Origin of the sequence: Salinicola avicenniae, assembly GCF_023736115.1 — a bacterium.
Taxonomy (GTDB): Bacteria; Pseudomonadota; Gammaproteobacteria; order Pseudomonadales; family Halomonadaceae; genus Salinicola; species Salinicola avicenniae.
Genome location: NZ_JAKQZC010000006.1, coordinates 78729 through 99179 on the forward strand (window position 1 = coordinate 78729; position 20451 = coordinate 99179).

25 protein-coding genes are annotated in these 20451 nt (G+C 59.3%); 19 read left to right on the forward strand and 6 right to left on the reverse strand.

Annotated features, from left to right (window positions below):
• Nucleotides 1-44: 44 nt before the first annotated feature.
• From MC381_RS14980 to MC381_RS15005, 6 genes are read left to right on the forward strand one after another with little or no spacing between them, the layout of a single operon-like run.
• Nucleotides 45-686, forward strand: a complete 642-nt coding sequence (locus tag MC381_RS14980; RefSeq protein ID WP_251978562.1) for a phage baseplate assembly protein V — start codon at nt 45-47, stop codon at nt 684-686.
• Between the two features lie 8 nt (nt 687-694).
• Complete coding sequence (locus tag MC381_RS14985) at nt 695-1033, forward strand: GPW/gp25 family protein (RefSeq protein WP_251978563.1); 339 nt, start codon at nt 695-697, stop codon at nt 1031-1033.
• On the forward strand, nt 1030-1941 hold the full coding sequence (locus MC381_RS14990) for a baseplate assembly protein (RefSeq protein WP_251978564.1): 912 nt from the start codon (nt 1030-1032) through the stop codon (nt 1939-1941). Before MC381_RS14985 ends, MC381_RS14990 begins: the two co-directional genes overlap by 4 nt.
• Nucleotides 1934-2563 carry a phage tail protein I gene (locus MC381_RS14995; protein WP_251978565.1) on the forward strand — a complete coding sequence of 210 codons (630 nt, stop codon included), beginning with the start codon at nt 1934-1936 and terminating at the stop codon, nt 2561-2563. The genes MC381_RS14990 and MC381_RS14995 overlap by 8 nt, the downstream gene beginning before the upstream one ends.
• A 17-nt stretch (nt 2564-2580) precedes the next feature.
• The gene (locus tag MC381_RS15000) at nt 2581-3924 is read left to right on the forward strand and encodes a phage tail protein (protein WP_251978566.1); all 1344 of its coding nucleotides are present in this window, start codon (nt 2581-2583) and stop codon (nt 3922-3924) included.
• A gap of 1 nt (nt 3925) precedes the next feature.
• Nucleotides 3926-4516 (forward strand): DUF4376 domain-containing protein, encoded by a 591-nt coding sequence (locus MC381_RS15005; RefSeq protein WP_251978567.1) that lies wholly within the window; start codon nt 3926-3928, stop codon nt 4514-4516.
• 46 nt (nt 4517-4562) lie between these two features.
• Here the strand turns inward: MC381_RS15005 and MC381_RS15010 are convergent, their stop codons facing one another.
• Nucleotides 4563-5168: an IolE/MocC family protein gene (locus MC381_RS15010; RefSeq protein ID WP_251978568.1), complete on the reverse strand. Its 606-nt coding sequence runs from the start codon at nt 5166-5168 to the stop codon at nt 4563-4565.
• A 196-nt stretch (nt 5169-5364) separates the two neighbouring features.
• On the opposite strand from MC381_RS15010, the gene MC381_RS15015 reads away from it, so the two are divergent.
• The 7 genes from MC381_RS15015 to MC381_RS15045 all read left to right on the forward strand — a co-directional run bounded on the left by MC381_RS15015 (nt 5365) and on the right by MC381_RS15045 (nt 11945).
• On the forward strand, nt 5365-6537 hold the full coding sequence (locus tag MC381_RS15015; protein ID WP_251978569.1) for a phage tail sheath protein: 1173 nt from the start codon (nt 5365-5367) through the stop codon (nt 6535-6537).
• A 14-nt stretch (nt 6538-6551) separates the two neighbouring features.
• Nucleotides 6552-7064: a phage major tail tube protein gene (locus MC381_RS15020; protein ID WP_251978570.1), complete on the forward strand. Its 513-nt coding sequence runs from the start codon at nt 6552-6554 to the stop codon at nt 7062-7064.
• A 78-nt stretch (nt 7065-7142) separates the two neighbouring features.
• Nucleotides 7143-7487, forward strand: coding sequence for a phage tail assembly protein (locus MC381_RS15025; RefSeq protein ID WP_251978571.1), 345 nt, complete (start codon nt 7143-7145; stop codon nt 7485-7487).
• Between the two features lie 38 nt (nt 7488-7525).
• Entirely contained in the window at nt 7526-7654 is a 129-nt protein-coding gene (locus MC381_RS15030) for a GpE family phage tail protein (RefSeq protein WP_251978572.1), read from the forward strand.
• Nucleotides 7655-7663: 9 nt separating this feature from the next.
• Nucleotides 7664-10483, forward strand: coding sequence for a phage tail tape measure protein (locus MC381_RS15035; RefSeq protein WP_251978573.1), 2820 nt, complete (start codon nt 7664-7666; stop codon nt 10481-10483).
• An 11-nt stretch (nt 10484-10494) separates the two neighbouring features.
• Complete coding sequence (locus MC381_RS15040; RefSeq protein ID WP_251978574.1) at nt 10495-10938, forward strand: phage tail protein; 444 nt, start codon at nt 10495-10497, stop codon at nt 10936-10938.
• Nucleotides 10935-11945: a phage late control D family tail protein gene (locus MC381_RS15045; RefSeq protein WP_251978575.1), complete on the forward strand. Its 1011-nt coding sequence runs from the start codon at nt 10935-10937 to the stop codon at nt 11943-11945. Before MC381_RS15040 ends, MC381_RS15045 begins: the two co-directional genes overlap by 4 nt.
• Here MC381_RS15045 and MC381_RS15050 read toward each other — a convergent pair.
• Entirely contained in the window at nt 11942-12469 is a 528-nt protein-coding gene (locus MC381_RS15050) for a hypothetical protein (RefSeq protein ID WP_251978576.1), read from the reverse strand. The two genes, MC381_RS15045 and MC381_RS15050, sit on opposite strands and share 4 nt — an antisense overlap.
• 216 nt (nt 12470-12685) lie before the next feature.
• Between MC381_RS15050 and MC381_RS15055 the strand changes: the two genes are divergently transcribed.
• The 3 genes from MC381_RS15055 (at nt 12686) to MC381_RS15070 (ending at nt 14756) form a co-directional block, all read left to right on the forward strand.
• The gene (locus tag MC381_RS15055) at nt 12686-13561 is read left to right on the forward strand and encodes an endonuclease (RefSeq protein WP_286009770.1); all 876 of its coding nucleotides are present in this window, start codon (nt 12686-12688) and stop codon (nt 13559-13561) included.
• Nucleotides 13562-13786: 225 nt separating this feature from the next.
• Nucleotides 13787-13948 carry a hypothetical protein gene (locus tag MC381_RS15065; protein ID WP_251978577.1) on the forward strand — a complete coding sequence of 54 codons (162 nt, stop codon included), beginning with the start codon at nt 13787-13789 and terminating at the stop codon, nt 13946-13948.
• A gap of 49 nt (nt 13949-13997) precedes the next feature.
• Nucleotides 13998-14756 carry a reverse transcriptase domain-containing protein gene (locus MC381_RS15070; RefSeq protein WP_251978578.1) on the forward strand — a complete coding sequence of 253 codons (759 nt, stop codon included), beginning with the start codon at nt 13998-14000 and terminating at the stop codon, nt 14754-14756.
• 12 nt (nt 14757-14768) lie between these two features.
• Here the strand turns inward: MC381_RS15070 and MC381_RS15075 are convergent, their stop codons facing one another.
• Nucleotides 14769-15119 (reverse strand): LexA family transcriptional regulator, encoded by a 351-nt coding sequence (locus MC381_RS15075; RefSeq protein ID WP_251978579.1) that lies wholly within the window; start codon nt 15117-15119, stop codon nt 14769-14771.
• A 218-nt stretch (nt 15120-15337) separates the two neighbouring features.
• Here MC381_RS15075 and MC381_RS15080 point away from each other — a divergent pair, with 218 nt between their 5' ends.
• Entirely contained in the window at nt 15338-16759 is a 1422-nt protein-coding gene (locus MC381_RS15080) for a PAAR domain-containing protein (protein ID WP_251978580.1), read from the forward strand.
• The gene (locus MC381_RS15085) at nt 16759-17220 is read left to right on the forward strand and encodes a DUF6392 family protein (protein ID WP_251978581.1); all 462 of its coding nucleotides are present in this window, start codon (nt 16759-16761) and stop codon (nt 17218-17220) included. The genes MC381_RS15080 and MC381_RS15085 overlap by 1 nt, the downstream gene beginning before the upstream one ends.
• Nucleotides 17221-17507: 287 nt before the next feature.
• Here MC381_RS15085 and MC381_RS15090 read toward each other — a convergent pair whose 3' ends face one another.
• Entirely contained in the window at nt 17508-17879 is a 372-nt protein-coding gene (locus MC381_RS15090) for a hypothetical protein (RefSeq protein WP_251978582.1), read from the reverse strand.
• A 104-nt stretch (nt 17880-17983) separates the two neighbouring features.
• Between MC381_RS15090 and MC381_RS15095 the strand changes: the two genes are divergently transcribed.
• Nucleotides 17984-18409 carry a hypothetical protein gene (locus tag MC381_RS15095; protein WP_251978583.1) on the forward strand — a complete coding sequence of 142 codons (426 nt, stop codon included), beginning with the start codon at nt 17984-17986 and terminating at the stop codon, nt 18407-18409.
• A 159-nt stretch (nt 18410-18568) separates the two neighbouring features.
• On the opposite strand, the gene MC381_RS15100 is transcribed toward MC381_RS15095, so the two are convergent.
• Nucleotides 18569-19519 (reverse strand): sce7725 family protein, encoded by a 951-nt coding sequence (locus MC381_RS15100; protein WP_251978584.1) that lies wholly within the window; start codon nt 19517-19519, stop codon nt 18569-18571.
• A gap of 20 nt (nt 19520-19539) precedes the next feature.
• Nucleotides 19540-20403, reverse strand: coding sequence for a sce7726 family protein (locus tag MC381_RS15105; RefSeq protein ID WP_251978585.1), 864 nt, complete (start codon nt 20401-20403; stop codon nt 19540-19542).
• Between the last annotated feature and the right edge of the window lie 48 nt (nt 20404-20451).

The window sequence follows — 20451 nt, forward strand, 5'->3', positions numbered from 1 at the left end:
GCCCGCCGCTAGAGCTGAACGACCCACCGCGCAAGCATGGCGACATGAACAACGTCGCCGAACTTCTTCGCCTGATTCACAACCTGATCCGCCTCGGCACCATCGCCGAGGTGGACCACGCCAGCGCACGCGTTCGTGTCCGATCCGGCGGCCTACTGACGACCTGGCTGCCGTGGTTGGCACTGCGGGCAGGCACGACCCGCGAATGGGATCCACCGACAATCAGTGAGCAAGTCGTACTGCTGTCTCCGGGTGGAGATCCTGCTCTGGGGGTCGCACTCACGGGCCTGTTCAGCACTGCCCACCCAGCGCCAAGTGACGCGGCCTCGTTGTGGCACCGCGTCTTCCCCGATGGCGCCGTAATCGAGTACGACCACGAGGCGCATCATCTGCGCGCCGCCCTGCCCGGATCCGCCTCGATCGACGCTCAGGCCGATGTCACCGTTACCACCACCGCCGCGCTGACCGCCACCGCGGCCGGCGGCGCGACCATCAACGCCAACGTCGTCATCAACGGCAACGTCACGTTGAACGGCAATCTCAATCAGCCCAGCGGGAAGACCGCAACGATGTCTGGCGCGGTCCACTTCAAGGGCGCCGTTACCAGTAACGGTAAGGACATCAGCAGCAGCCACACACATACCGATGTGCAGCGTGGCAGCAATAACACAGGGGGCGTTTCCTGATGCCCGGCATGAACCGTACCACTGGCGCGTCGATTGCCGGCCTCGAGCATATTCGCCAGAGCGTCGCCGACATTCTCACCACGCCAATTGGCTCGCGGCTGATGCGCCGAGACTATGGCTCACTGCTGCCCAGCCTGATCGATCAGCCGCTCAACGACGCCACGCTGATGCGTACCTACAGTGCGGCGGTCATGGCGATCATCCGTTGGGAACCTCGCATCGTCGTTCGCTCGATCAACAGGCGTGTCGGCACGACGGCCCCCGGTAGCGCGACGCTGGAGATCGACGCCGTAACGAGCGATGGCGAAGACGTCTCGCTCTCCGTCCCCGTGGGTGGCCGCGCATGAGCTCGCCCATCGATCTCTCCCAGCTGCCCGCACCGGCGGTCGTCGAATCCCTCGACTACGAAACCATCCTCGCCGAGCGCAAAGCCGCGCTCATCACCCTGTTTCCGGCCGACGAACAGGCCGACATCGCGGCCACGCTCGAGCTCGAATCCGAGCCGCTGACCAAGCTCTGCCAAGAGAACGCCTATCGAGAATTGACCTGGCGGCAGCGCGTCAACGAGGCGGCGCGCTCGGTCATGCTCGCATTCAGCCGGAAAACCGATCTCGACCAGGTCGCCGCGAACTACAACGTCGAAAGGCTGGTTATCGACCCGGGCGACCCGGACGCGGTGCCGCCGGTCGCGCCGACGTATGAGAGCGACGACGATCTGAGGCTTCGCGCCCAGCGGGCGTTCGAGGGGCTATCGGTCGCCGGGCCTCGTGGCGCTTACGTATTTCACGCGCTGTCGGCCGACGGCCGCGTCGCCGACGCGACGGCGATTTCGCCGGCACCCTGCGAGGCGGTCGTCACCGTGCTGGCCCGTGCCGGCGACGGCACCGCCGACCAGGCGCTACTCGATGTCGTCGCATCCGCGCTCTCCGCCGAGGACGTGCGACCGGTCGGTGACCGGCTGACGGTCCAATCAGCAAGCATCGTCGACTACACCGTCGACGCCACGCTCTATCTCTACCCGGGACCGGAACAGGAGCCCATCCTCGCCGCCGCCCAATCCGCGCTCGAGGCCTACGTCACCACCCAACGCCGCATCGGCCGGGATATCCGCCTCTCGGCCGTCTACGCGGCCCTGCACGTCGAAGGCGTCCAGCGTGTCGAGCTCGCCGCGCCGGCGGCCGATGTCGTGCTCGACGAGACGCAGGCCGCGCACTGCACCGGCACGAGCATCGTGATCGGGGGCAGCGATGAGTAGCGCCACGTTGCTGCCGCCCAACGCCACCGCGCTCGAGCGCGCCGCCGCCGAGGCATTGGCGGAAATCCAGCGCGTACCGATTCCGCTGCGTCAGCTCTGGAACCCGACCACCTGCCCGGCGCGGCTGCTGCCCTATCTGGCCTGGGCGTTTTCGGTCGACCGCTGGGATCCTACCTGGAGCGAGGCCACCAAACGGGACGTGGTGCGCAATGCGTTCTACATCCATCAGCGCAAGGGCACGATCTCGGCGCTCCGCCGCGTTGTCGAGCCGCTCGGGTACCTGCTGACAGTGGAAGAGTGGTGGCAGCAATCCCCCGAAGGCACGCCGGGCACGTTCGCGCTGCGTGTCGGCGTGCTGGACACCGGCATTACGGATGCCATGTACACCGAGCTTGCGCGACTGGTCGATGACGCCAAGCCGTTGACTCGGCATATCACCGGACTGGATCTGCTTGGCGAGACCCGAGGGCCGCTCTATCTGGGCGGCACGATCTATGACGGCGACCAGTCCGCCGTTTACCCCTATCTGCCGCCGGTCATTGCCAGCCATGGCGCCTGCTATATCGGCGCCGGCATGCACCTGATCGATGCGGCGACCGTCTACCCCGGACCCGTTTCCTAACCGCGAGAGAAATCGCCATGGCCCAGTACTACACCGTGCCGACGCGAGTCGGCGCCGCCAAGCTCGCCAACGCCATCGCCCTCGGGGTACCGATCGAGATCGTTGAGATGGCGGTCGGTGACGGCGGCGGCAACCTGCCCGATCCTGACAGCAGCCGCTCATCACTGATCAACGAGCAGCGCCGGGCGCCGATCAACGCCAGCGAGACCGATCCCGATAACCCGACCTGGATCGTTATCGAACAGATCGTGCCACCGGAGGTCGGTGGATGGACCATTCGCGAGGTCGGCGTGTTCGATACCGACGGCGACATGATCGCCTATGGCAACTATCCGGAGACCTACAAGCCACTGCTCAGCGAAGGCAGTGGCAGAACGCAGACGATTCGCTTCGTGCTGCAGGTCTCCGATACCGCGGCGGTCACACTGAAGGTCGACCCCAGCATCGTGCTTGCGACGCGCGGCTACGTGAACGACGAGCTCGACAAACACACGAAGGCCCGCAGCCATCCCGCCGCGACGACCACGGCCCAAGGCATGGTGGAGCTCGCCACGCCCACAGAGACAAGAACCGGTAATGACAGCCAGCGCGCGGTTACCCCTGCGGGCAACAAAGTCGCGTTGGATGAGCACCGCAGGGAAACCGACGCCCACTCCGCCGACCGTATCTCGCTCGGCGATCTGCCCAACCTTGGCAACCCCCAGACCGTCCAGGCGGCTCTGGCCGCCATGGGCAACGTGGTACTGCGCGACCAGGGCCCCGGGAATGGACTGGATGCCGACACGCTCGATGGCCAGCACGGCAGCTACTACCGAAATGCCGGCAACCTGAACGCCGGCACGCTTCCCAGGGCGCGCCTCTCGGGCAGCTACAACATCGATATCGACGGCGCTGCCGCCTCGGCCAACAACTCCAGCCAGCTTGGAGGCCAGCCCGGCGGCTACTATCGCAACGCGGGCAACCTCAACGCCGGGACGGTGCCTAGAGCGCGATTGTCCGGCACCTACGACATCAATATCACCGGCAACGCCGACACCCTCGACGGACAGCACGGCGGCTACTACCGAAACGCCTCCAATCTCAACGCCGGGACGGTGCCGGCCGCACGCCTGCCGAACAGCGTAAAGGTCACTACTTCAAGCGTGCTCAATGCCACCAAGGGGGCCAGCGTCGGCGCGGTGGGCACGTATGCTTTTCTGCACTCATCACGCGATCTGTCTGTTGGTGCCACTACCGCGGCCAGTAATCTGGAATATGCGGATGCGTCGGGAGGAGAGGGAAACCGGCCGTCAGGGACCTGGCGGGCCATGGGGCAACCCTATGGAAGCTCCCCTAACACGCTTTTTCTGAGGATCTCCTGACATGAGCGACATCACGAATACCGCCACGGTGCCGCGTTGGCAGAACCCAGTTCGCAACGCCGACGGCACCATCGACTGCGAGATCGAGCACCCGGACTACGGCTGGATTCCATTCACCGCCTCGGCAGACGACGTAGAGGAAAGCGGCCGACAGCTTCACGCAGCGATCCTGGCCTCGGGCGAGAACATTGCTGAGCGGAAGCTACCGATCGCCGACCTAGCTGCCGCCAAGCGCGCCGAGATTGAATCGGCCTATGCCGCCGCGCTCGCCACCGGGCTGCCCTACACGCTGCCCGATGGCACCGAAGATGTGATCCAGACCCGGCCCGAGGACGAATCGAATCTACTTGGGCTGGCAATCGAAGCGCGCGACCTGCGCACTGCAGGCGAGACCGGCGCGGTGATGTCGCTGCGCGCGCAATCGAACCGCGTCTACACGCTCACGCCCGAGCAGATGATCGCCGCCACCGACGCCGCCAAAGCGTTCAAAAAAGCACAGCTGGCCAAAAGCTGGCAGCTCAAGGACGCCGTCAGCGAAGCCGAACGGAACGGCGACCGGGATGCTATCGAGGTCGTGAGCTGGATAAAGTGATTTCACAATATCGAACCGTCAATTAAAAGAGCCCGCGAATGTGGGCTCAGTTCGTTATCCGATGGGAATAATCCAGATAATGAAACAACTCCCGAGCAAGAGGTGATAATCGATTGCTATTCCGTGCGTATCCACCTCCGTATGTAGCGCCAGGACTGGTGACGAGCCCCGAGCCAGCCATACGATTGAGCAGAGAAGCGAGATAGTCTCTGGAGAATCCCAAGCTGTTTTCACCGAACAATTCCAGTTCGTTTCGTTTACTTTCGTCCTCACCACTGCGCTCATCATCAAATAGCCTCAGCTTCCGCATTTCAGCTAAAACGATGATCTCGGTGCGGGTTAGCGATCCCAAGCAGTCCATCAGAAGCTGAAACTGGTCTGGTGAATCATCAGAAAAACGACTTTCCACGCCGCCGACCATTAAGTCCACCAAATAGTCTGCCATCTCGTTGTTAGAGCAAACTTCTAAGGCTCGCACCATCCGAACAAAATGAGCAAAGCGCACTTCAGTACGGCATAAATCCTGAACCGACACTCCATTCTCTGCCGCCCGACGCAAGGATCTTTCTAGGCGCACTTGTGTGAAGTGTTCATATCCTCTGGCGGCTGCCCATCTTAACGCCCCTGCCAAAGTTGGTTCGATTCCGGTCATGCTGCCTCCGATATCTGAGTTGCCAGTTCTATGACGCCCCTCTCGCATCACTCTACCAGTCCCATCCTCAGGAATGCCCGCCCCCTCCCTGTTGTAGATCCCCGATCTACAACGCCCGCCGCTAGAGCTATGGCAACGACCGCGCAAGCATGGCCGCACGCATGCACTGAACCATTCCCCGCGCAGGAGTTCGCCCATGGCGACCGATTACCACCACGGCGTTCGCGTCGTCGAGATCAACGAGGGCACCCGCCCGATCCGGACCGTGTCGAAGGCGGTGATCGGGATGGTCGCCACGGCGAAAGATGCCGACCCAGAGCAGTTCCCGCTGAATACCCCGGTGCTGGTCACCGATGCCTACACCGCGCTCGGCAAGGCCGGCGACAGCGGTACCCTCGCCCGTTCGCTGGATGCCATCGTCGATCAGGCCAAGCCGCTGTCGGTGATCGTGCGCGTGGCCGAGGGCGAAACCGCCGACGAAACCAAGGCCAACATCATCGGCGGCGTCGAGCCCAACGGCCGGAAGACCGGCATCCAGGCGCTGCTGGCCGCGCAGGCCCGGCATGGCGTCAAACCCCGCATCCTCGGCGTGCCGGAGCTCGACGACGAAGACGTGGGCGCCGAGCTGATCAGCGTCGCCCAGAAACTGCGCGCCTTCGCCTACCTCTCCGCCTATGGCTGCACCACGGTCGACGAGGCGACGATGTATCGCCAGACCTACGGTGCCCGCGAGGCGATGGTGATCTGGCCGGACTTCACTGGCTTCGACACCGCCACGGCCAGCACCCGCAATCTCTCCGCGGTCGCCCGTGCCATGGGCCTGCGCGCCAAGATCGACGAGCAGACCGGATGGCATAAGACACTGAGCAACGTGGCGGTGAACGGCGTTACCGGTCTTTCGCAGGACATCTACTGGGATCTGCAGGACCCGGCGACCGATGCCGGCGTGCTGAACGCCGCCGACGTCACCACGCTGATCAACCGCGACGGCTTCCGCTTCTGGGGCTCACGCACCTGCACCGACGACCCGCTGTTCGCCTTCGAGAACTACACCCGCACCGCCCAGGTGCTCGCGGACACCATGGCCGAGGCGCATCTGTGGGCGATCGACAAGCCCATGCACCCCAGCCTGGCGCGCGACATCATCGAAGGCATCAACGCCAAGATGCGCGAGCTGACCCGGCAAGGCTACCTGCTCGGCGGCAGCGCCTGGTTCGACGCCGAGGTGAACACCACCGACGTCCTCAAGAGCGGCAAGTTGTACATCGACTACGACTACACGCCCGTCCCGCCGCTCGAAAACCTCATGCTGCAGCAGCGCATCAGCGACCAGTACCTGGTCGACTTCGCGTCGCGCGTCGCCGCCTAAGGAGCAACCGACACATGGCACTCCCCAACATCCTCAAGGACTTCAACCTGTTCGGCGATGGCAACAACTGGCAGGGCCAGATCCCGTCACTGACGATGCCCGAGCTCGCCCGGCGCATGGCCGAATACGAAGGCGGCGGCATGGATGGCCCCATCGAGGTCGACCAGGGCCAGGAACTGATGACGATGGAATGGACCGCCGGCGGGCTGATCGTCGACGGCCTCTTCGACTCCTTCGGCTCCCCGGTGCACGACGCCGCCCTGCTTCGCATGACCGGCAGCTACGAAAGCGACGAAACCGGCGACGTGATCCCGGTTGAGGTCGTCGTGCGCGGCCGTCACAAGACGATCGGCATGGGCGAGGTCAGCAAGGGCGACAACAACACTATCTCCGTCACCACCACGCTGAGCTACTACAAGCTCACCGTCGACGGCGAGGAGATCATCGAGCGCGACGTGCCCGGCTACGTCTTCAAGGTCCGCGGCGAGGATCGCTACGCGGATCGCCGCCAGGCGCTCGGCCTGTAAACGAGACACGACGTCCGCCCGGACCCAATACCGCCACCCCCGCCGGGGTGGCACGACATCGCCAGAAGAGAGAAAACCATGACAGAGACCACCGTCGCCAAGACCGAAGACAACGCCCCCACCGTCGAAGCCTCCGCCCGTGTGCAGACCGAAACCATCATCCTGGACACGCCCCTCCAGCGCGGCGGCAAGTCCATCACCGAGATCACGGTGCGCAAGCCGCTCTCCGGCGCCCTGCGCGGCGTCACGCTGAGCGATGTGCTGCAGCTCGATGTCACCGCACTGATCAAAGTGCTGCCCCGCATCACCGAGCCGGCGCTGACCGAGGCCGAACTGCGCAACCTGGATCCCGCCGACCTCGTCCAGCTCGGCGGCGAGGTGGCCGGTTTTTTGCTGACGAAGCGAGCGAAGGGGGAAGCCTGATCACTCCGCGCGCCCTGCCCCATCACGTGGATGACGCCATGGCGGATCTCGCCATGGCGTTTCACTGGGGCCCGCGCGAGATGGACGCCATGAGCGTCACCGAACTGATGGATTGGCGCGAGCGTGCCCGGGTCCGCCTGGAGCCGCCTAAGTCCGGCAAAGCGTAGGAATCCCCCATGGCGCGCAACCTCAAGCTGCAACTGCTCTTCAAGGCCGCCGACCGGGTCACGGCGCCGCTCAAGAAGATCTCTCGCGGAAGCCAAAGAACCGCCGATGCCCTGCGCGCCAATCGCGAGCAGCTGACTCGTCTCGAGAAGCAACAGCAGGCCGCGCGCGGCTTCCGTCAGGTCTCGCGGGACGTGAAGAGCAACAACGACGCCCTGCGCACCGCCCGCCAACGCCTCAAGCAAGTCCGCGACGCCACCGACGCGCTCGGCGTGCCCACCAAACAGATGGCCCGGGAGCACGCTGCCGCCGCGCGTCAGGTGGAACGGCTCACCGGTAAGCAGAACCGCTACCTCGGCAAGATGCAGGACGCCAAGCAACGCCTGCGCGAAGCCGGCCTCGGCACGCGGGATCTCGCCCGTCATGAGCGGGAACTGGGCGAACGCATCACCGACACTACCGCCGCCATGCGGCGACAGCAGGCCCAGCTCGACCAGCTCGCCAACAAGCAGCGCCGGCTCACCACCGCGCGCCGCGCCTACGACAAGTCGATGAGTCTGCGTACCTCCATGGCCGGTACCGGCGCCGGCATGCTGGCGACCGGTGGCGCAGGGGTCTATGGCGCCGCGCGCCTGCTCTCTCCCGGTATCGACTACGGTACCGCCATGTCCCGCGTGCAGGCGCTGACGCGTCTGGACAAGGACGACCCACGACTGCAGGCGCTGCGCGATCAAGCTCGCGACCTCGGCGCCTCGACCGCCTTCAGCGCGACCCAGGCCGGTGACGCCCAGGGCTTCCTCGCCATGGCCGGCTTCGATCCGGAGGCCATCAAGGCCGCCATGCCGGACATGCTCAACCTCGCCCTGGCCAACGGCACCGATCTCGGCCGCACCGCGGATCTGAGCTCCAACATTCTCAGCGGCTTCGGCCTCGATCCGGATCAGATGGGCCGCGTTGGCGACGTCCTGACTGCCACGACAACCCGCGCCAATGTCGACCTCGAAATGCTCGGCGAGTCGATGAAGTACGTCGCCCCGCAAGCCAGGCAGATGGGCCTCTCGCTCGAACAGGCCGCCGCAATGACGGGGCTGCTGGGGAACGTGGGGATTCAAGGCAGTCAGGCCGGCACCACCCTGCGCGCGATGATGACGCGGCTCGCCGCCCCGACCGGTGCCGCCGCCGGCGCGCTCGAGGACCTCGGCGTCAACGCCAAGGACGCCGAGGGCAACATGCGCGACGTGCCGCGCATTCTGGCGGATGTTGCGCAGGCCACGGAGAACATGGGCAACGCCGACCGCGCCGCTTATTTGAAGGCCATCTTCGGCGAGGAGCCCGGCGCCGGCATGGCCGAGCTGATCGCCCAACAGGGTGCCGCCGGCGTCGAGAAATTCGTCGAGATTCTCACCCAGGCCGGCGGCGAGAACGCCCGCGTCGCCAAGACCATGAGCGACAACATCGGCGGCGATCTTAAAAGCCTGCGCTCCGCCTGGGAAGAAGTCGGCATCAGCATCACCGACACCAACGAAGGTCCGTTGCGCGACCTGATTCAATCCGTCACCGGTATCGTTCGCGGCGTCGGCGACTGGATCAAGGAGAACCCCGAGCTCGCCGGCACGATCACCAGAGTCGCCGCCGGCATCGCCGTACTCGTGGCCGCCGGCGGCGCGCTGACGCTCAGCCTCGCTTCCCTGCTCGGCCCCGTCGCCATGCTTCGCTATGGGCTGGCGATAATGGGCATCAAGAGCGGCGGTACCGCCGGCAAGCTCACCAAGCTGGCCAAGGGCGCGATTCCCATGATCGGTAAGGCCCTGCTCTGGCTGGGGCGTGTCGTCGCCATCGTTGGCCGCGCCTTCCTGCTCAACCCCATCGGTCTCGCTGTCGCCGCCATCGCCGGTGCCGCTTACCTGATCTATCGCAACTGGGATGCCATCGCTGGCTTTTTCCGCGACCGCTGGCGAGACGTGAAAGCCGCGTTCGATGAAGGCGTGGGTGGCGTCGTGCGACTGCTCGCCAACTGGAATCCGCTTGGGCTGATCTATCGCGGCATCGTCGCCGTGCTGCGCAAGCTAGGTGTCGAAGTCCCCGACAGCATGGCCACGCTGGGCGATGCCATCGTCAATGGTCTAGGCGCCGCGTGGGAAGGCATCAAGAACCTCTGGGACTGGTTCAAGAACGCCCCCGGCCGCGCCATCGACTACGTCGTCGATCTGGTCGGCGAGTGGGATCTGCTCGGCCAGCTCGAGGAGAAATGGACCGCCGCGATCGACTACCTCAAGTCGCTGCCCTCGCGCATGTGGTCCGCCGGCGCCGACGTGGCCACCGGCCTGAGCGAAGGGATCCGCAACGGCGCCTCGTCGGTGGTGGATAGCGCCCGGGGCATGGCCGACGGCGCCGTCGACAGCGTCAAGAACCTGCTGGATATCCACTCCCCGTCTCGTGTGTTCCGCCAGATCGGTGGCTACACCGTGGACGGCTTCAACCAGGGGCTGGACCGCCAGCGCGACGAGCCCGCCCGGCGGATCGCGGATATCGCCAAGCGTGTCACCCAAGCCGGCGCCGGCATCGCGCTCGGTACCGCCGCCCTGCCCACGGCCGCCATGCCAGCCATCGAGGGCGCCCGAGGCGTGCCGCTGGACACGCGCCCGCCCATCGCCGCGCCGGGCGGCACCACCGTGCAAATCACGATCGGCGACATCAACGTCAATGCCGCCCCGGGCATGGACGAACGGGCACTGGCGCGATACGTCGCCGCCGAAGTACAGCGCGCCCTGGCCGCCGCCGAGCGCGAATCCGCCGCTCGCACCCGGCGCAACTTCTACGACAACGACTGAGGCACCGCCCCATGATGATGGTCTACGGCATGTTCGTGTTCTCGCTCGGCACGGCCGCGTACCAGGACTTCAAACGCCAGACACAGTGGCGCCAGTCCAGCCTCTCGCGGATCGGTAAGCGCCCGGCGGTCCAGTTCCTCGGCCCGGGCAGTGACACGATCACGCTCTCCGGCGAGCTCTACCCGGAGTTCACCGGTGGCCAGTCGAATCTCGACCAACTGCGCGCCATGGGCGAACAAGGCGCCGCCTGGCCGCTGATCGAAGGCACCGGCCGCATGTTCGGCCTCTACACCATCGACTCGATGGAAGAAGGCAGCGACCGGCACTTCCGCGATGGTGCCGCCGCGCATATCACCTTTTCGCTCTCACTGACCCGCGTCGACGACGATCGACGAGATCTGCTGGGCGCGATCAGCGACACCGCCCTGCGCGCCGTCACGGGAGCCCTGGCATGAGCCCGTCATCGATCGAGAGTGGCCGCCCTGCTCGCTCGCCGGACTACGAGCTGGCGATCAACGGCGAGCGAATCACTCCACGTCTGCGCGGCCGCCTGCAACGCCTCACCCTGACGGATCGGCGCGGCCTCGAGGCTGATCAGCTGGATATCGTGCTGACCGACGATGACGGCCAGCTCGCCTTGCCCCGGCGTGGCGTCGAGATCCAGGTCGCTATCGGCTGGAGCGGCGAGCCGCTCGTTCAGCGCGGTACCTTCATCGTCGACGAGGTCGAACATGCCGGCGCGCCGGATACCCTCTCGATCCGGGCCAGCAGTGCCAACCTGCGCGGCACGCTACCCGGCAAGCGGACACAAAGCTGGCACGACACCACCATCGGCGACATTGTCACCACCATTGCCAAACGCCACGACCTCACGCCCAGAAGCGGCACCACGCTCGCCGGCATCCGCGTGCCCCATCTCGACCAGACCGAGGAAAGCGACATGCACTTCCTCACGCGGCTGGCCGAACGCCACGACGCCGTCGCCACCGTGAAAGCCGGCAACCTGATGTTCATTGCTGCCGGCCAGGCCACCACCGCCAGCGGCGTCGAGATCCCCCCGATCATCATCCGACGCCAGGACGGCGACCAGCATCGCTACGCAAGCGCGGACCGAGAGAGCTATAGCGGTGTTATCGCCAACTGGAATGACGTCTCCGGCGCCCGACTCCGAGAAGTGATCGCCGGCGAAAACGACAACGCCAAGCGGCTGCGACCCACCTACGCCAGCGAGGAAGGCGCCCTCGCCGCCGCTCAGTCGGAATGGCAGCGAATCCAGCGCGGCGCGGCGGATTTCTCATTGACACTCGCCGAGGGCCGGCCGGACATCTACCCGGAAACCCCGGCCCGCTGCGTCGGCTGGAAGCGAGAGATCGAGGAAACGGCGTGGCTGCTGACGGAGGTGCGGCACGAGCTCAGCGAGAGTTCGTACATCACCCACCTCAGGCTTGAATGCCGAATCTAGACACTTCTGCCATTATGTTGATTGACACCAGTATCCCTAACAAGCAAATAAAGCTCTTGAAAGAGATTGCTTAGATCCTCTTCAGGCATCTCCAATAGTTTATATTCAGCCCCCTCAGGATCGTCATTAATCCCACTTACTAATGAAGCGGCTTTTTCCTGAATCTCCATCATATTCCAACCTGGCGGCTCATGCTTGAGAGCCAGACCGAGCCCCCCAAGCACACGTCCGGCTTGTTCAATTACAACATCCGCGACTCCTGAAGCAAAAATACTTCCTAAAATCGAAATCAAATATGTCGTAAATTCACCTCCTGAATGCTTAGCACATCGTTCATGTTCCACCGCCACTGGGGCGCCACATGGAAGATTATTTGGTAAACTAGCATTACAGAAGTAGAAATATAAGCATGAATTGTCTGCATCCTCATGCTCTTTACTGCACCTACCATATTCAACTTTAACATGAGAATTACATGCATACCTATTCCCATACTCACCATTGCAATAATAATAGTTAGCCATCACAATTCCCCTGGAAATTCAGAAAACACAAACACAAAATAGGAAAGAAAATGCAAATGCAATATTTCATTTTGAATTTCAAAAAAACAAAAAATAACTCGAAGAATTAATCTCTGAAAATCAATACGCTCGGTCATATGTAAAAAATAATGCTCATTGATAAATACAAATTACATTACGCCATTTACAATCCGGTCTCCCTGAGACGGAGCCCGTATGCGTTACCTCATCACCCTGCTTGCCTTTCTCACTGTTCCAGCCCTCGCCGCCCCGCCCACGTCCTTCTCCGCCGCGAAGCGCGTAGCGGAAAGCGAGGTCTACTACGACCAGGACCAGACGTTCTACTGCGGCTGCGCATTCGATTTCGAGGCGGGGCCAGATCTCGCCAGCTGCGGGTATGAGATCCGCAAGCAGCCGGCGCGCGCGGCGCGGATAGAGTGGGAACACGTCATGCCAGCCTACGACTTCGGCCGTCAACGCCAGTGCTGGCAGGAAGGCGGCCGCCGCAACTGCCGGGCCAACGATCCCGTCTTTCGGGAGGCCGAAGCCGATCTGCAGAACCTCGTGCCGTCAGTCGGCGAGGTAAATGGCGATCGCTCGAACATGCGCTACGGCATGATCGCGGGCGCCGATGCCTACCAGTACGGCCAGTGCCAGGCGAAGGTCAGCTTTCCTGAGCGTATTTTCGAGCCACCGGCGGATGTCCGCGGCGATATCGCCCGCACCTACTGGTACATGCGAGATACTTACGGCATTCAGATCAGCCGCCAGCAGCAACAGCTTTTCCAAGCCTGGGCGAACGCCGATCCGGTGAGTGACTGGGAGCGAGAGCGAAACCGGCGCATCGCCGCGATACAGGGGGCCGGCAACCCTTACGTGGACGAAAACGCCGAGGTGCCGGACTGGCTAGCGGATAGCCGCCGCGCCGATCCGTTCGATCCCGATGAAGCGGAGGGTTTCAGCTGCAGCCCCCGCAAGAGCTGTGGCCAGATGCGGTCCTGCGAAGAAGCCCGTTACCACCTAGAGCAGTGTGGTAACGGCCGTCTGGATGGTGACGGCGATGGCACGCCCTGCGAAGCGATATGTCGCTAGGGTGCGTTAACGTAACTTTAGTTTGCGTAAAGAAACCACAATTGATACAAAATGAGTGTCTTGGCGATAGGCTGCCTCTGCGTATCCTATCGCTCCTCAGTCACTTTGTGATCGCTTGACAATGTTCCTGGGAGTCCTCGATAGGAATCTCCGGGTATCGTCAGTTGGTTATCGGGTTGTGCGCGTCGCGCTAGTCAAGCCAAGACATTTAGAGGAGCTGAGATCATGGAAAAGAAAAAATCTCGGCTAGCTCAGGAGCACATTCTGCTGGCCCTGCGCATCGTTTTCCTTGCGGAACGTTGCACGGCGCTAGCTATCAAGATTGTTGAACTTCTGGGCGCAGCCCTTAACTATTGTAAGAACAATGCCTTCCAAGTGGGACGTTAGATTTCAAATAAAGCCTGACAGATGGATTTACGTTCCATCGAAACAGGCAATGCTTAAAGGAAAGAAAATAGCCGAAAGAGTTGGCTCACGCTTTCTTGCGCCGCATTACTACTATCATCTGATGAACGGTGGACACGTGTCGGCTATCAAAAGCCATACAAACGACACTTACTTCTTGAGCGTCGATATTTCAGATTTTTTCGGGAGCATTACTAGAAGCCGTGTCACCAGGACGCTAAAGCGTTTCTTTCCTTATTTTGAAGCCCGCGAAATTGCAATAGAGTCTACGGTTAGAAAACCTGGCTCAGCCCCAGCTTACCACCATCTACCATATGGTTTCCCTCAGTCCTCAATGATCGCGTCTTCATGCCTACGTGAAAGTGCACTAGGCAGGTATTTACAGAAAATATCCCAAGATACCAACGTCAGCGTCTACGTAGACGACATCATTATTTCAACAAATGACCCCGCAGTGCTACAAAAGATAAGTAATAAAATAGTTGAAAAATCGACGCGATCAGAGCTTTTCCTATCGAAAAAATCATCATGCAAGGTTGCTCAAGAAATAGAATCCTTCAACATTATTCTTTCACATGGAAACGTAAGATTAACTCAATCTCGCTTCACATCGCTGCTCTTAAAAGCATCGCTTAGCGAGAACCAAAACGAGATCGATGGAATCCTATCATACATAAAATCCATCAATCAGAGTCAATACGATGAGGCCTGTTCATCCCTTAAGAATCAACAGCCGAATCTGCCTATAAAAGCCTCAACAGCCCAGTCAAGTAGCCCGAGTGCGCCCTGAAGAGTAAGCCTCTCACGCCACATACTGCCGAGCCAGGTTCACCACCACGCCCAGCAGCATGTCTTCTCGGATGAACAGAGACTCTCGGCCGTACATCGGGATGAACCGGACGCGGCCGCCGATCCGCCAAATGCGACCGAGCTGACAATCGTCGTTGATATCGGCCACGGTCAGGTCATTGTTTCGCGCCGCGCGGCTTTCGTCCGCGATCAGTACGTCACCTTCGATCAGCGAACCATCACAGCCGGCCTGTTCGCCCAGCTCCACCGCGAAGTAGTTCGCCGGGAAGCTATCCAGGTCGTAACCGGTCAACGCCGGGTGGCCATGCCCCATCATCAACGGCCCGAGATATTGCACCTGCATCGAACGCCCGCCCACCTTGTCGCAATTCCGATTCCGAAAACTGTATATAAAAACAGTACTCAAGGAAAGCTGAAGCACCCAGGAGATACCGGGACCACGGCAAAAGCTGAAAATCGCGTAGGAGATCGGACATTCGCCAGTGAACCGTCGTGCCGCGCTTTGTGGGGCGCCATGGCGCTGTAATAAACTCGCGCCAAAGCACGAATCAGGACTTGCTCATGTTCAATCCCGGCGACGGTCTTGTTCGTCTTGGCGATGCAACCAGCCACGGCGGCAAAGTCATTACGGCGCATGGCCAGAACTACAGGGTGCACGGCCTACCCGTGGCCTGCGTAGGCGATAGCGTTACGTGCCCCAAGCACGGCACCAACCCTATCGTTGAGAGCTGGTCGTTCATGATCGTCGACGGCAAGCAGGTCGCCACCCACGGATGTCGCTCGGCATGCGGCGCCTCCGTTATTTCATCGGTACAGGGCACCCACGGCATCGGGACCAGCGGAGAACGGCGTGACTCCCCTGCTCGCGCCGCACGGCTCTACGGGACGACTCATCGAGAACGCGCCGTTCTCAACCAGGACAAGGTCTTCGCCAAGAGCCTAACCGTCGGCGCCACAACCCACGCCGGTGAGACGGAAGAGCCATCGAGCAACTTTGGCAATGCTTCGTTACTGGCGGCAGGTGCGGCCCGGCCCGGTGCACTGGGGATGGAAAGTCTGCTGGAGCGCGTCGCAGGCAAGCTGGCTTTGCCACGGGCGCTAAGCGTCGGCCCGTGGGCCGTGGCTGCTTTGCTATTCAAACCCTCCGAGCTGGGCGATGGCACGTTATACAGCCATCAGGATCTGCGCGGCACTTCCATGGCCCGAACGCCGGTTCGCTTTTATCTGAGCGAGAACGCCGAAACAGGCGCGCTGGAAGTCAGTGGTCTACATACACGCCCAGGCGAAGCCATCGAAATGGTCCCCGTGGTTCATGCTTACCGGGATGGGGAAAACTACGTCGCCGAACACGGCGGCATCCGTTTCACTTGGCGGCCGGATCAAAGCGAGCTCGTTGAAACGCCGACATCCGCCTACCCGGCCGATCCCGGCGTCGAGCCAGACAATATTCTCGTCACACCGATCGACCTGGATGCTTCAGGCCCGCAGCAAACAGAGTACCCAGCCTCGGAGACGGGATCTCAGGACCTCATCATCACATTCCCCGCGGATGACGTAGATCCACTGTATATCGTCTATCGCGAGCCGGATGTGGTGCCCCTGGAAGTCGGTACCTACGGAGACCTCAGTCGACGCAGCCGTAGAGACGGTATGGATGTAGATCATATTCCGTCCCAAGCGGCCCTCGAAACCTACCTCCGCTCGCTCGACCCTAACATCAGAAAAAGGCAGATCGACGCTATCAAGCGGCAGGCGCCGAGTGTAGTCATACCCAATGACGTTCATCGACAGCTGAGCGAAACTTACGGGGGTAGAAACAGCGTTAGTAAGAGAACGATGGATGCTGAGGACCTCCGGCGTGCGGTCGATAGCAACTTCGACGCGATCAAGCCCGGTCTACGAAATCACGGTCATTCAGATCGCGATATTGAAAATGCAAGATCGCGGTTACACGAATTGATGCAAGAACAAGGGTGGTACTGATGACAGCCAATCTCGACGAACTCGCACAACGCCTTGGCAACACCTTCGATGAACTCGTCCGTCAGGACCTGTTGCCGGAGACCCCAAGACCAGCACCCGACTACGACGGTGCTGACAGGCTGTTCCTCGAACCTGAAACCGGGCTGGTCTTACAGTTCAACCTTGATGATGTACTTCAACGAATTGAGATAACACTGCGTGACGAAGACCCCGAGGAAACCTATCAAGGTCAGTTGTTTCCGTCCATGCAAGGCGAAATCACCCGGCAGGCCGTGCGACAACAATACGGTGAGCCGCTCGAAACCAGCCCTCCCGTCAAACTGCCCATCATCGGAATGACCGGCGGCTCGGATCTTTTCCAGGCCGATCGGCGCGTATATGGCGACGCGTTAATGCGAGTGGCCTATGACAAGGAAGGCATTGCAGACGGCGTCATGTTCGAGCCACCAACATCCTCCTGAAGCAGGCGCGCTATCGACACGAGGCCCCAACTCAACCAGTTCCACTTGGAAAGGATCGGTACTACCTGCCCCGCCATGCAGAGCGGATTCATAACACAAGCTTCGGGTAGCCGAAAAAAGCCCGGCCATCAGGCCGGGCAATGCAGGGTATGAATGTGCGGCTGCACACTCTTTGGCTATCGGCAGCCGGGCGCGATGCCTCTGTCAGGAATAACCACCAATGCGTGTAAGAGATATCGTCGTGGGAATGCAGATTTAGTTGATTAGGGAATATTAATTTATCTTATTCATGTCCATGGATCATCAGGGTTTTTCTTGCTAAGGCGAGGCTCGCCCTTTCCACACGAATAAGCTGTCTTACCGGAGATATAAAGTGGTATCCACGACGGCGAGCACACTCCGAAGCAGGCGAGTGTCAAAATGACCAGCATTGAGATCTCGGTCGTGGAATCTATCAGATAAAGGTACAGCAGCATGAACAAGCCGCAAGCGGCAAACGGGGCTGTGGCAATGCCGGCGACGTGGCGCCAGGCAATAGATCGACCGTTGAGTCTCATTGACCTTGCCAGTGCGAGCCAACTCCCCAACCCAGCGATCAGCGACAATCCGAAAATGATGTTTTCTACTACCACTACATTCATAGCCAGCATTCCCAACATACGTACCATCCAGGCTTTAGCCTATCATAAGGACGCGAGATGAAACCGGCCTTGAAGACGCGTAAGTTCCCCGGTGGCGTTGTAACCTTCAAGATCATTGCTATTTGCCACCGGTAGTGGGGACTTGGCACAACATAAATGAATCAGCAGCTTTCGAAATTTTCCTCTTCACCACGGTCGGCTTGGGCGTGCTGGCGTTCCTGCTCGTGATCGTCGGCATGACCCTTGCACCGTTTATCATCGACAAAGTCGACCACGCGCTAGGGCCTCTGGCCTCGGAGAAAGAACAATTCTTCAAGGGCCTGCCACTATCAGCCCGTCGAATGAGCAGCTACGGCCTCAAGGTGCTTGGCCGCCATACCCAATGGGGGCAGCGCCGGATCTATCTTGATCGTCCAGACCGCGTGACAGCCGTGGAACGTTCCCCTGCATGGATCCGCAACGTGGTGACATGGATCTACGCCAGCTTTGTCATCGTAGCGCCGATCGCATTTCTGCTAGCATTAAGCGTGATTGGGATTTACGACTAATTTTAAATTACCGCAAAATTGTCAACTTTGAAAAAAGCTAGCTAGCCTCCCCAGCGCATTTGAGAGGAACCAGCATCCCGGTACCAAACCTAGAAATCGTAGTAGTTACAAGGGCAGCTTTACGGCTGCCCCAATAAGCGTGAAAACCGACACTTCCCTTTAGATCTGGCCAGTTGCCATTTGCCGATTCAGACAAAGATGATGCAAAATCTGTTGTCTTTTATTAGTTGGCAAGCCCGGAAAATGAATATTAGCGACCTGTTGCTGATAAGAAATTAATGCAGGATTATTCCCAAATTCTGCTGGCCTTGAATTAGCGGCAGAAACTAATTGAGTCGCGGCATCATGATATTTACCAGCAACATCTCCTTGACTCCTTTGAGTCAAGGCCGAAACAAAATGCTCAATCCAAACACCTCCCGCCTGACTATCCTTATAGGTCAGATGGATTGCCACTGCACCTGGCTGCCCTCCAGAACTAGGTGGCAATGTTGAAAGAACTGTATAGTCTCCGTAACCCACTGCATATTGCTGATATGTGTGAAATTGATTTGAGAAAAATTCAGGGGCGCCATAATCAGCATTTCTTTGCTGGACCGTGAAGCGGTCTTCTATATCTATAGTCTTATGGGCACTAAGAGTATTCCGCTGGGGTGGATTAATGGAGCCGGGAAGAACAACGTTCCACCGAACCCTTGCATCCTGGTCGACAGATTGAAAATTGCCGAGACTCAAATGAGATGAAGCATGTATTACTACTGCCCCAGCCGGATAAGCATTTAAAAATAAGTCAATGTCAGCATACCCGATAGCTGCGTTAGTTTTGTAGGCCGGTATATAGTCAACGAAAGCTGTCAACTGGTGAGAAAAATTCTGATACCAAGTCCGTTGCGCCTGGCTCGAAGATAGTTCATCCTGACCTGGATTTAAGACTACAGATGCTAAAATACCATTACTAGACAGTTGTCTCAAACATGTTGCCAAATTAGAAACATTCGCTTTTGTAGGCTCAATAATTGGACTTAAAACTCGATCGTTAGGATGATTTTTGGCATAATCTCTTAAAGCCAAAAGCTCAGATTGAGCTCCATAAAGGTATGGGCAGTACATCTTTACTTCCTCGCGTAAAATTATATTTTCTTCGCCAGTAGATCCAAAACATTAGCTTTATTTTTGTTGTTCAGCTCTACAGCACTACCTAAAACACGCAAGCTATATGGTAGTGCGGAAAGAAACTGTGAAACATTGATATCGGTTTTGCGTTCTCTCATCAATTGGACGTAAATTTCGTGTGCTTCAATGGTGTCAATATTTTCGAAAATATCTAGGCATTTCTCATGTACCAACGCATTAGGTAAATCTAATTTCTGCCCAGTAATTTTCTCGCCAGCGATGATTTTTTCTTTTTGACGAAGGCATTGAAACATAGCTCTTTTGTCTAGGAGCTTTAAGTTGGATGCTGCCCCCCTCACAACCCTCAAGCTACCCTTTTGATTAAGAAGCAAAACTCCAACCGCATTAGGAATTATGGAGCTGTATTTATAGAACTGCCTGTCTGACAAAACTAAATTTACTTTATCAAATGTCTTCAAATAGTCTTTGCATTGAGAATTCAAACGAAAAGGTCCATCGAGCTCCGTTTTAATCTCATAAGCCGTAGACGTACCATTAAAAACCGCCAAATCAACAACGGAGTTTCCTGCGCCTAGCTCAGGAAACAAAGCTGTAGTAGAAGGTTTGTGACGACCAAAAACAATACGATTAGCGACTTCTGTCTTAAAAACATACTCGTTTCGATAAACTCTTTTAAGACGTTTCCAAGCTAAATCGAAAAGTTGACCGAGAGTAACATCTATCTTTCCAAAAGATGAAAGACAGAATAATCGGTTCGCAAAATCCTCAGGATCTCGGCAAGTCGATAACTCCATAAAATTTGCTCGCGAAAATATACTTGCAAGCCTATCAGGAGTAAAAGAGTTGAAATAATGCTGCATGACTGACCGACCTTTACGAACATTTAGCACTAGTACATTCCAGTACTG

Excerpts from the sequence above, each read along its gene's own strand:
- MC381_RS14980 (WP_251978562.1), top strand. The coding sequence starts at position 45 with ATGAACAACGTCGCCGAACTTCTTCGCCTGATTCACAACCTGATCCGC.
- MC381_RS14985 (WP_251978563.1), top strand. The coding sequence starts at position 695 with ATGAACCGTACCACTGGCGCGTCGATTGCCGGCCTCGAGCATATTCGC.
- MC381_RS14990 (WP_251978564.1), top strand. The coding sequence starts at position 1,030 with ATGAGCTCGCCCATCGATCTCTCCCAGCTGCCCGCACCGGCGGTCGTC.
- MC381_RS14995 (WP_251978565.1), top strand. The coding sequence starts at position 1,934 with ATGAGTAGCGCCACGTTGCTGCCGCCCAACGCCACCGCGCTCGAGCGC.
- MC381_RS15000 (WP_251978566.1), top strand. The coding sequence starts at position 2,581 with ATGGCCCAGTACTACACCGTGCCGACGCGAGTCGGCGCCGCCAAGCTC.
- MC381_RS15005 (WP_251978567.1), top strand. The coding sequence starts at position 3,926 with ATGAGCGACATCACGAATACCGCCACGGTGCCGCGTTGGCAGAACCCA.
- MC381_RS15010 (WP_251978568.1), bottom strand. The coding sequence starts at position 5,168 with ATGACCGGAATCGAACCAACTTTGGCAGGGGCGTTAAGATGGGCAGCC.
- MC381_RS15015 (WP_251978569.1), top strand. The coding sequence starts at position 5,365 with ATGGCGACCGATTACCACCACGGCGTTCGCGTCGTCGAGATCAACGAG.
- MC381_RS15020 (WP_251978570.1), top strand. The coding sequence starts at position 6,552 with ATGGCACTCCCCAACATCCTCAAGGACTTCAACCTGTTCGGCGATGGC.
- MC381_RS15025 (WP_251978571.1), top strand. The coding sequence starts at position 7,143 with ATGACAGAGACCACCGTCGCCAAGACCGAAGACAACGCCCCCACCGTC.
- MC381_RS15030 (WP_251978572.1), top strand. The coding sequence starts at position 7,526 with ATGGCGGATCTCGCCATGGCGTTTCACTGGGGCCCGCGCGAGATGGAC.
- MC381_RS15035 (WP_251978573.1), top strand. The coding sequence starts at position 7,664 with ATGGCGCGCAACCTCAAGCTGCAACTGCTCTTCAAGGCCGCCGACCGG.
- MC381_RS15040 (WP_251978574.1), top strand. The coding sequence starts at position 10,495 with ATGATGATGGTCTACGGCATGTTCGTGTTCTCGCTCGGCACGGCCGCG.
- MC381_RS15045 (WP_251978575.1), top strand. The coding sequence starts at position 10,935 with ATGAGCCCGTCATCGATCGAGAGTGGCCGCCCTGCTCGCTCGCCGGAC.
- MC381_RS15050 (WP_251978576.1), bottom strand. The coding sequence starts at position 12,469 with ATGGCTAACTATTATTATTGCAATGGTGAGTATGGGAATAGGTATGCA.
- MC381_RS15055 (WP_286009770.1), top strand. The coding sequence starts at position 12,686 with ATGCGTTACCTCATCACCCTGCTTGCCTTTCTCACTGTTCCAGCCCTC.
- MC381_RS15065 (WP_251978577.1), top strand. The coding sequence starts at position 13,787 with ATGGAAAAGAAAAAATCTCGGCTAGCTCAGGAGCACATTCTGCTGGCC.
- MC381_RS15070 (WP_251978578.1), top strand. The coding sequence starts at position 13,998 with ATGCTTAAAGGAAAGAAAATAGCCGAAAGAGTTGGCTCACGCTTTCTT.
- MC381_RS15075 (WP_251978579.1), bottom strand. The coding sequence starts at position 15,119 with ATGCAGGTGCAATATCTCGGGCCGTTGATGATGGGGCATGGCCACCCG.
- MC381_RS15080 (WP_251978580.1), top strand. The coding sequence starts at position 15,338 with ATGTTCAATCCCGGCGACGGTCTTGTTCGTCTTGGCGATGCAACCAGC.
- MC381_RS15085 (WP_251978581.1), top strand. The coding sequence starts at position 16,759 with ATGACAGCCAATCTCGACGAACTCGCACAACGCCTTGGCAACACCTTC.
- MC381_RS15090 (WP_251978582.1), bottom strand. The coding sequence starts at position 17,879 with ATGTTGGGAATGCTGGCTATGAATGTAGTGGTAGTAGAAAACATCATT.
- MC381_RS15100 (WP_251978584.1), bottom strand. The coding sequence starts at position 19,519 with ATGTACTGCCCATACCTTTATGGAGCTCAATCTGAGCTTTTGGCTTTA.
- MC381_RS15105 (WP_251978585.1), bottom strand. The coding sequence starts at position 20,403 with ATGCAGCATTATTTCAACTCTTTTACTCCTGATAGGCTTGCAAGTATA.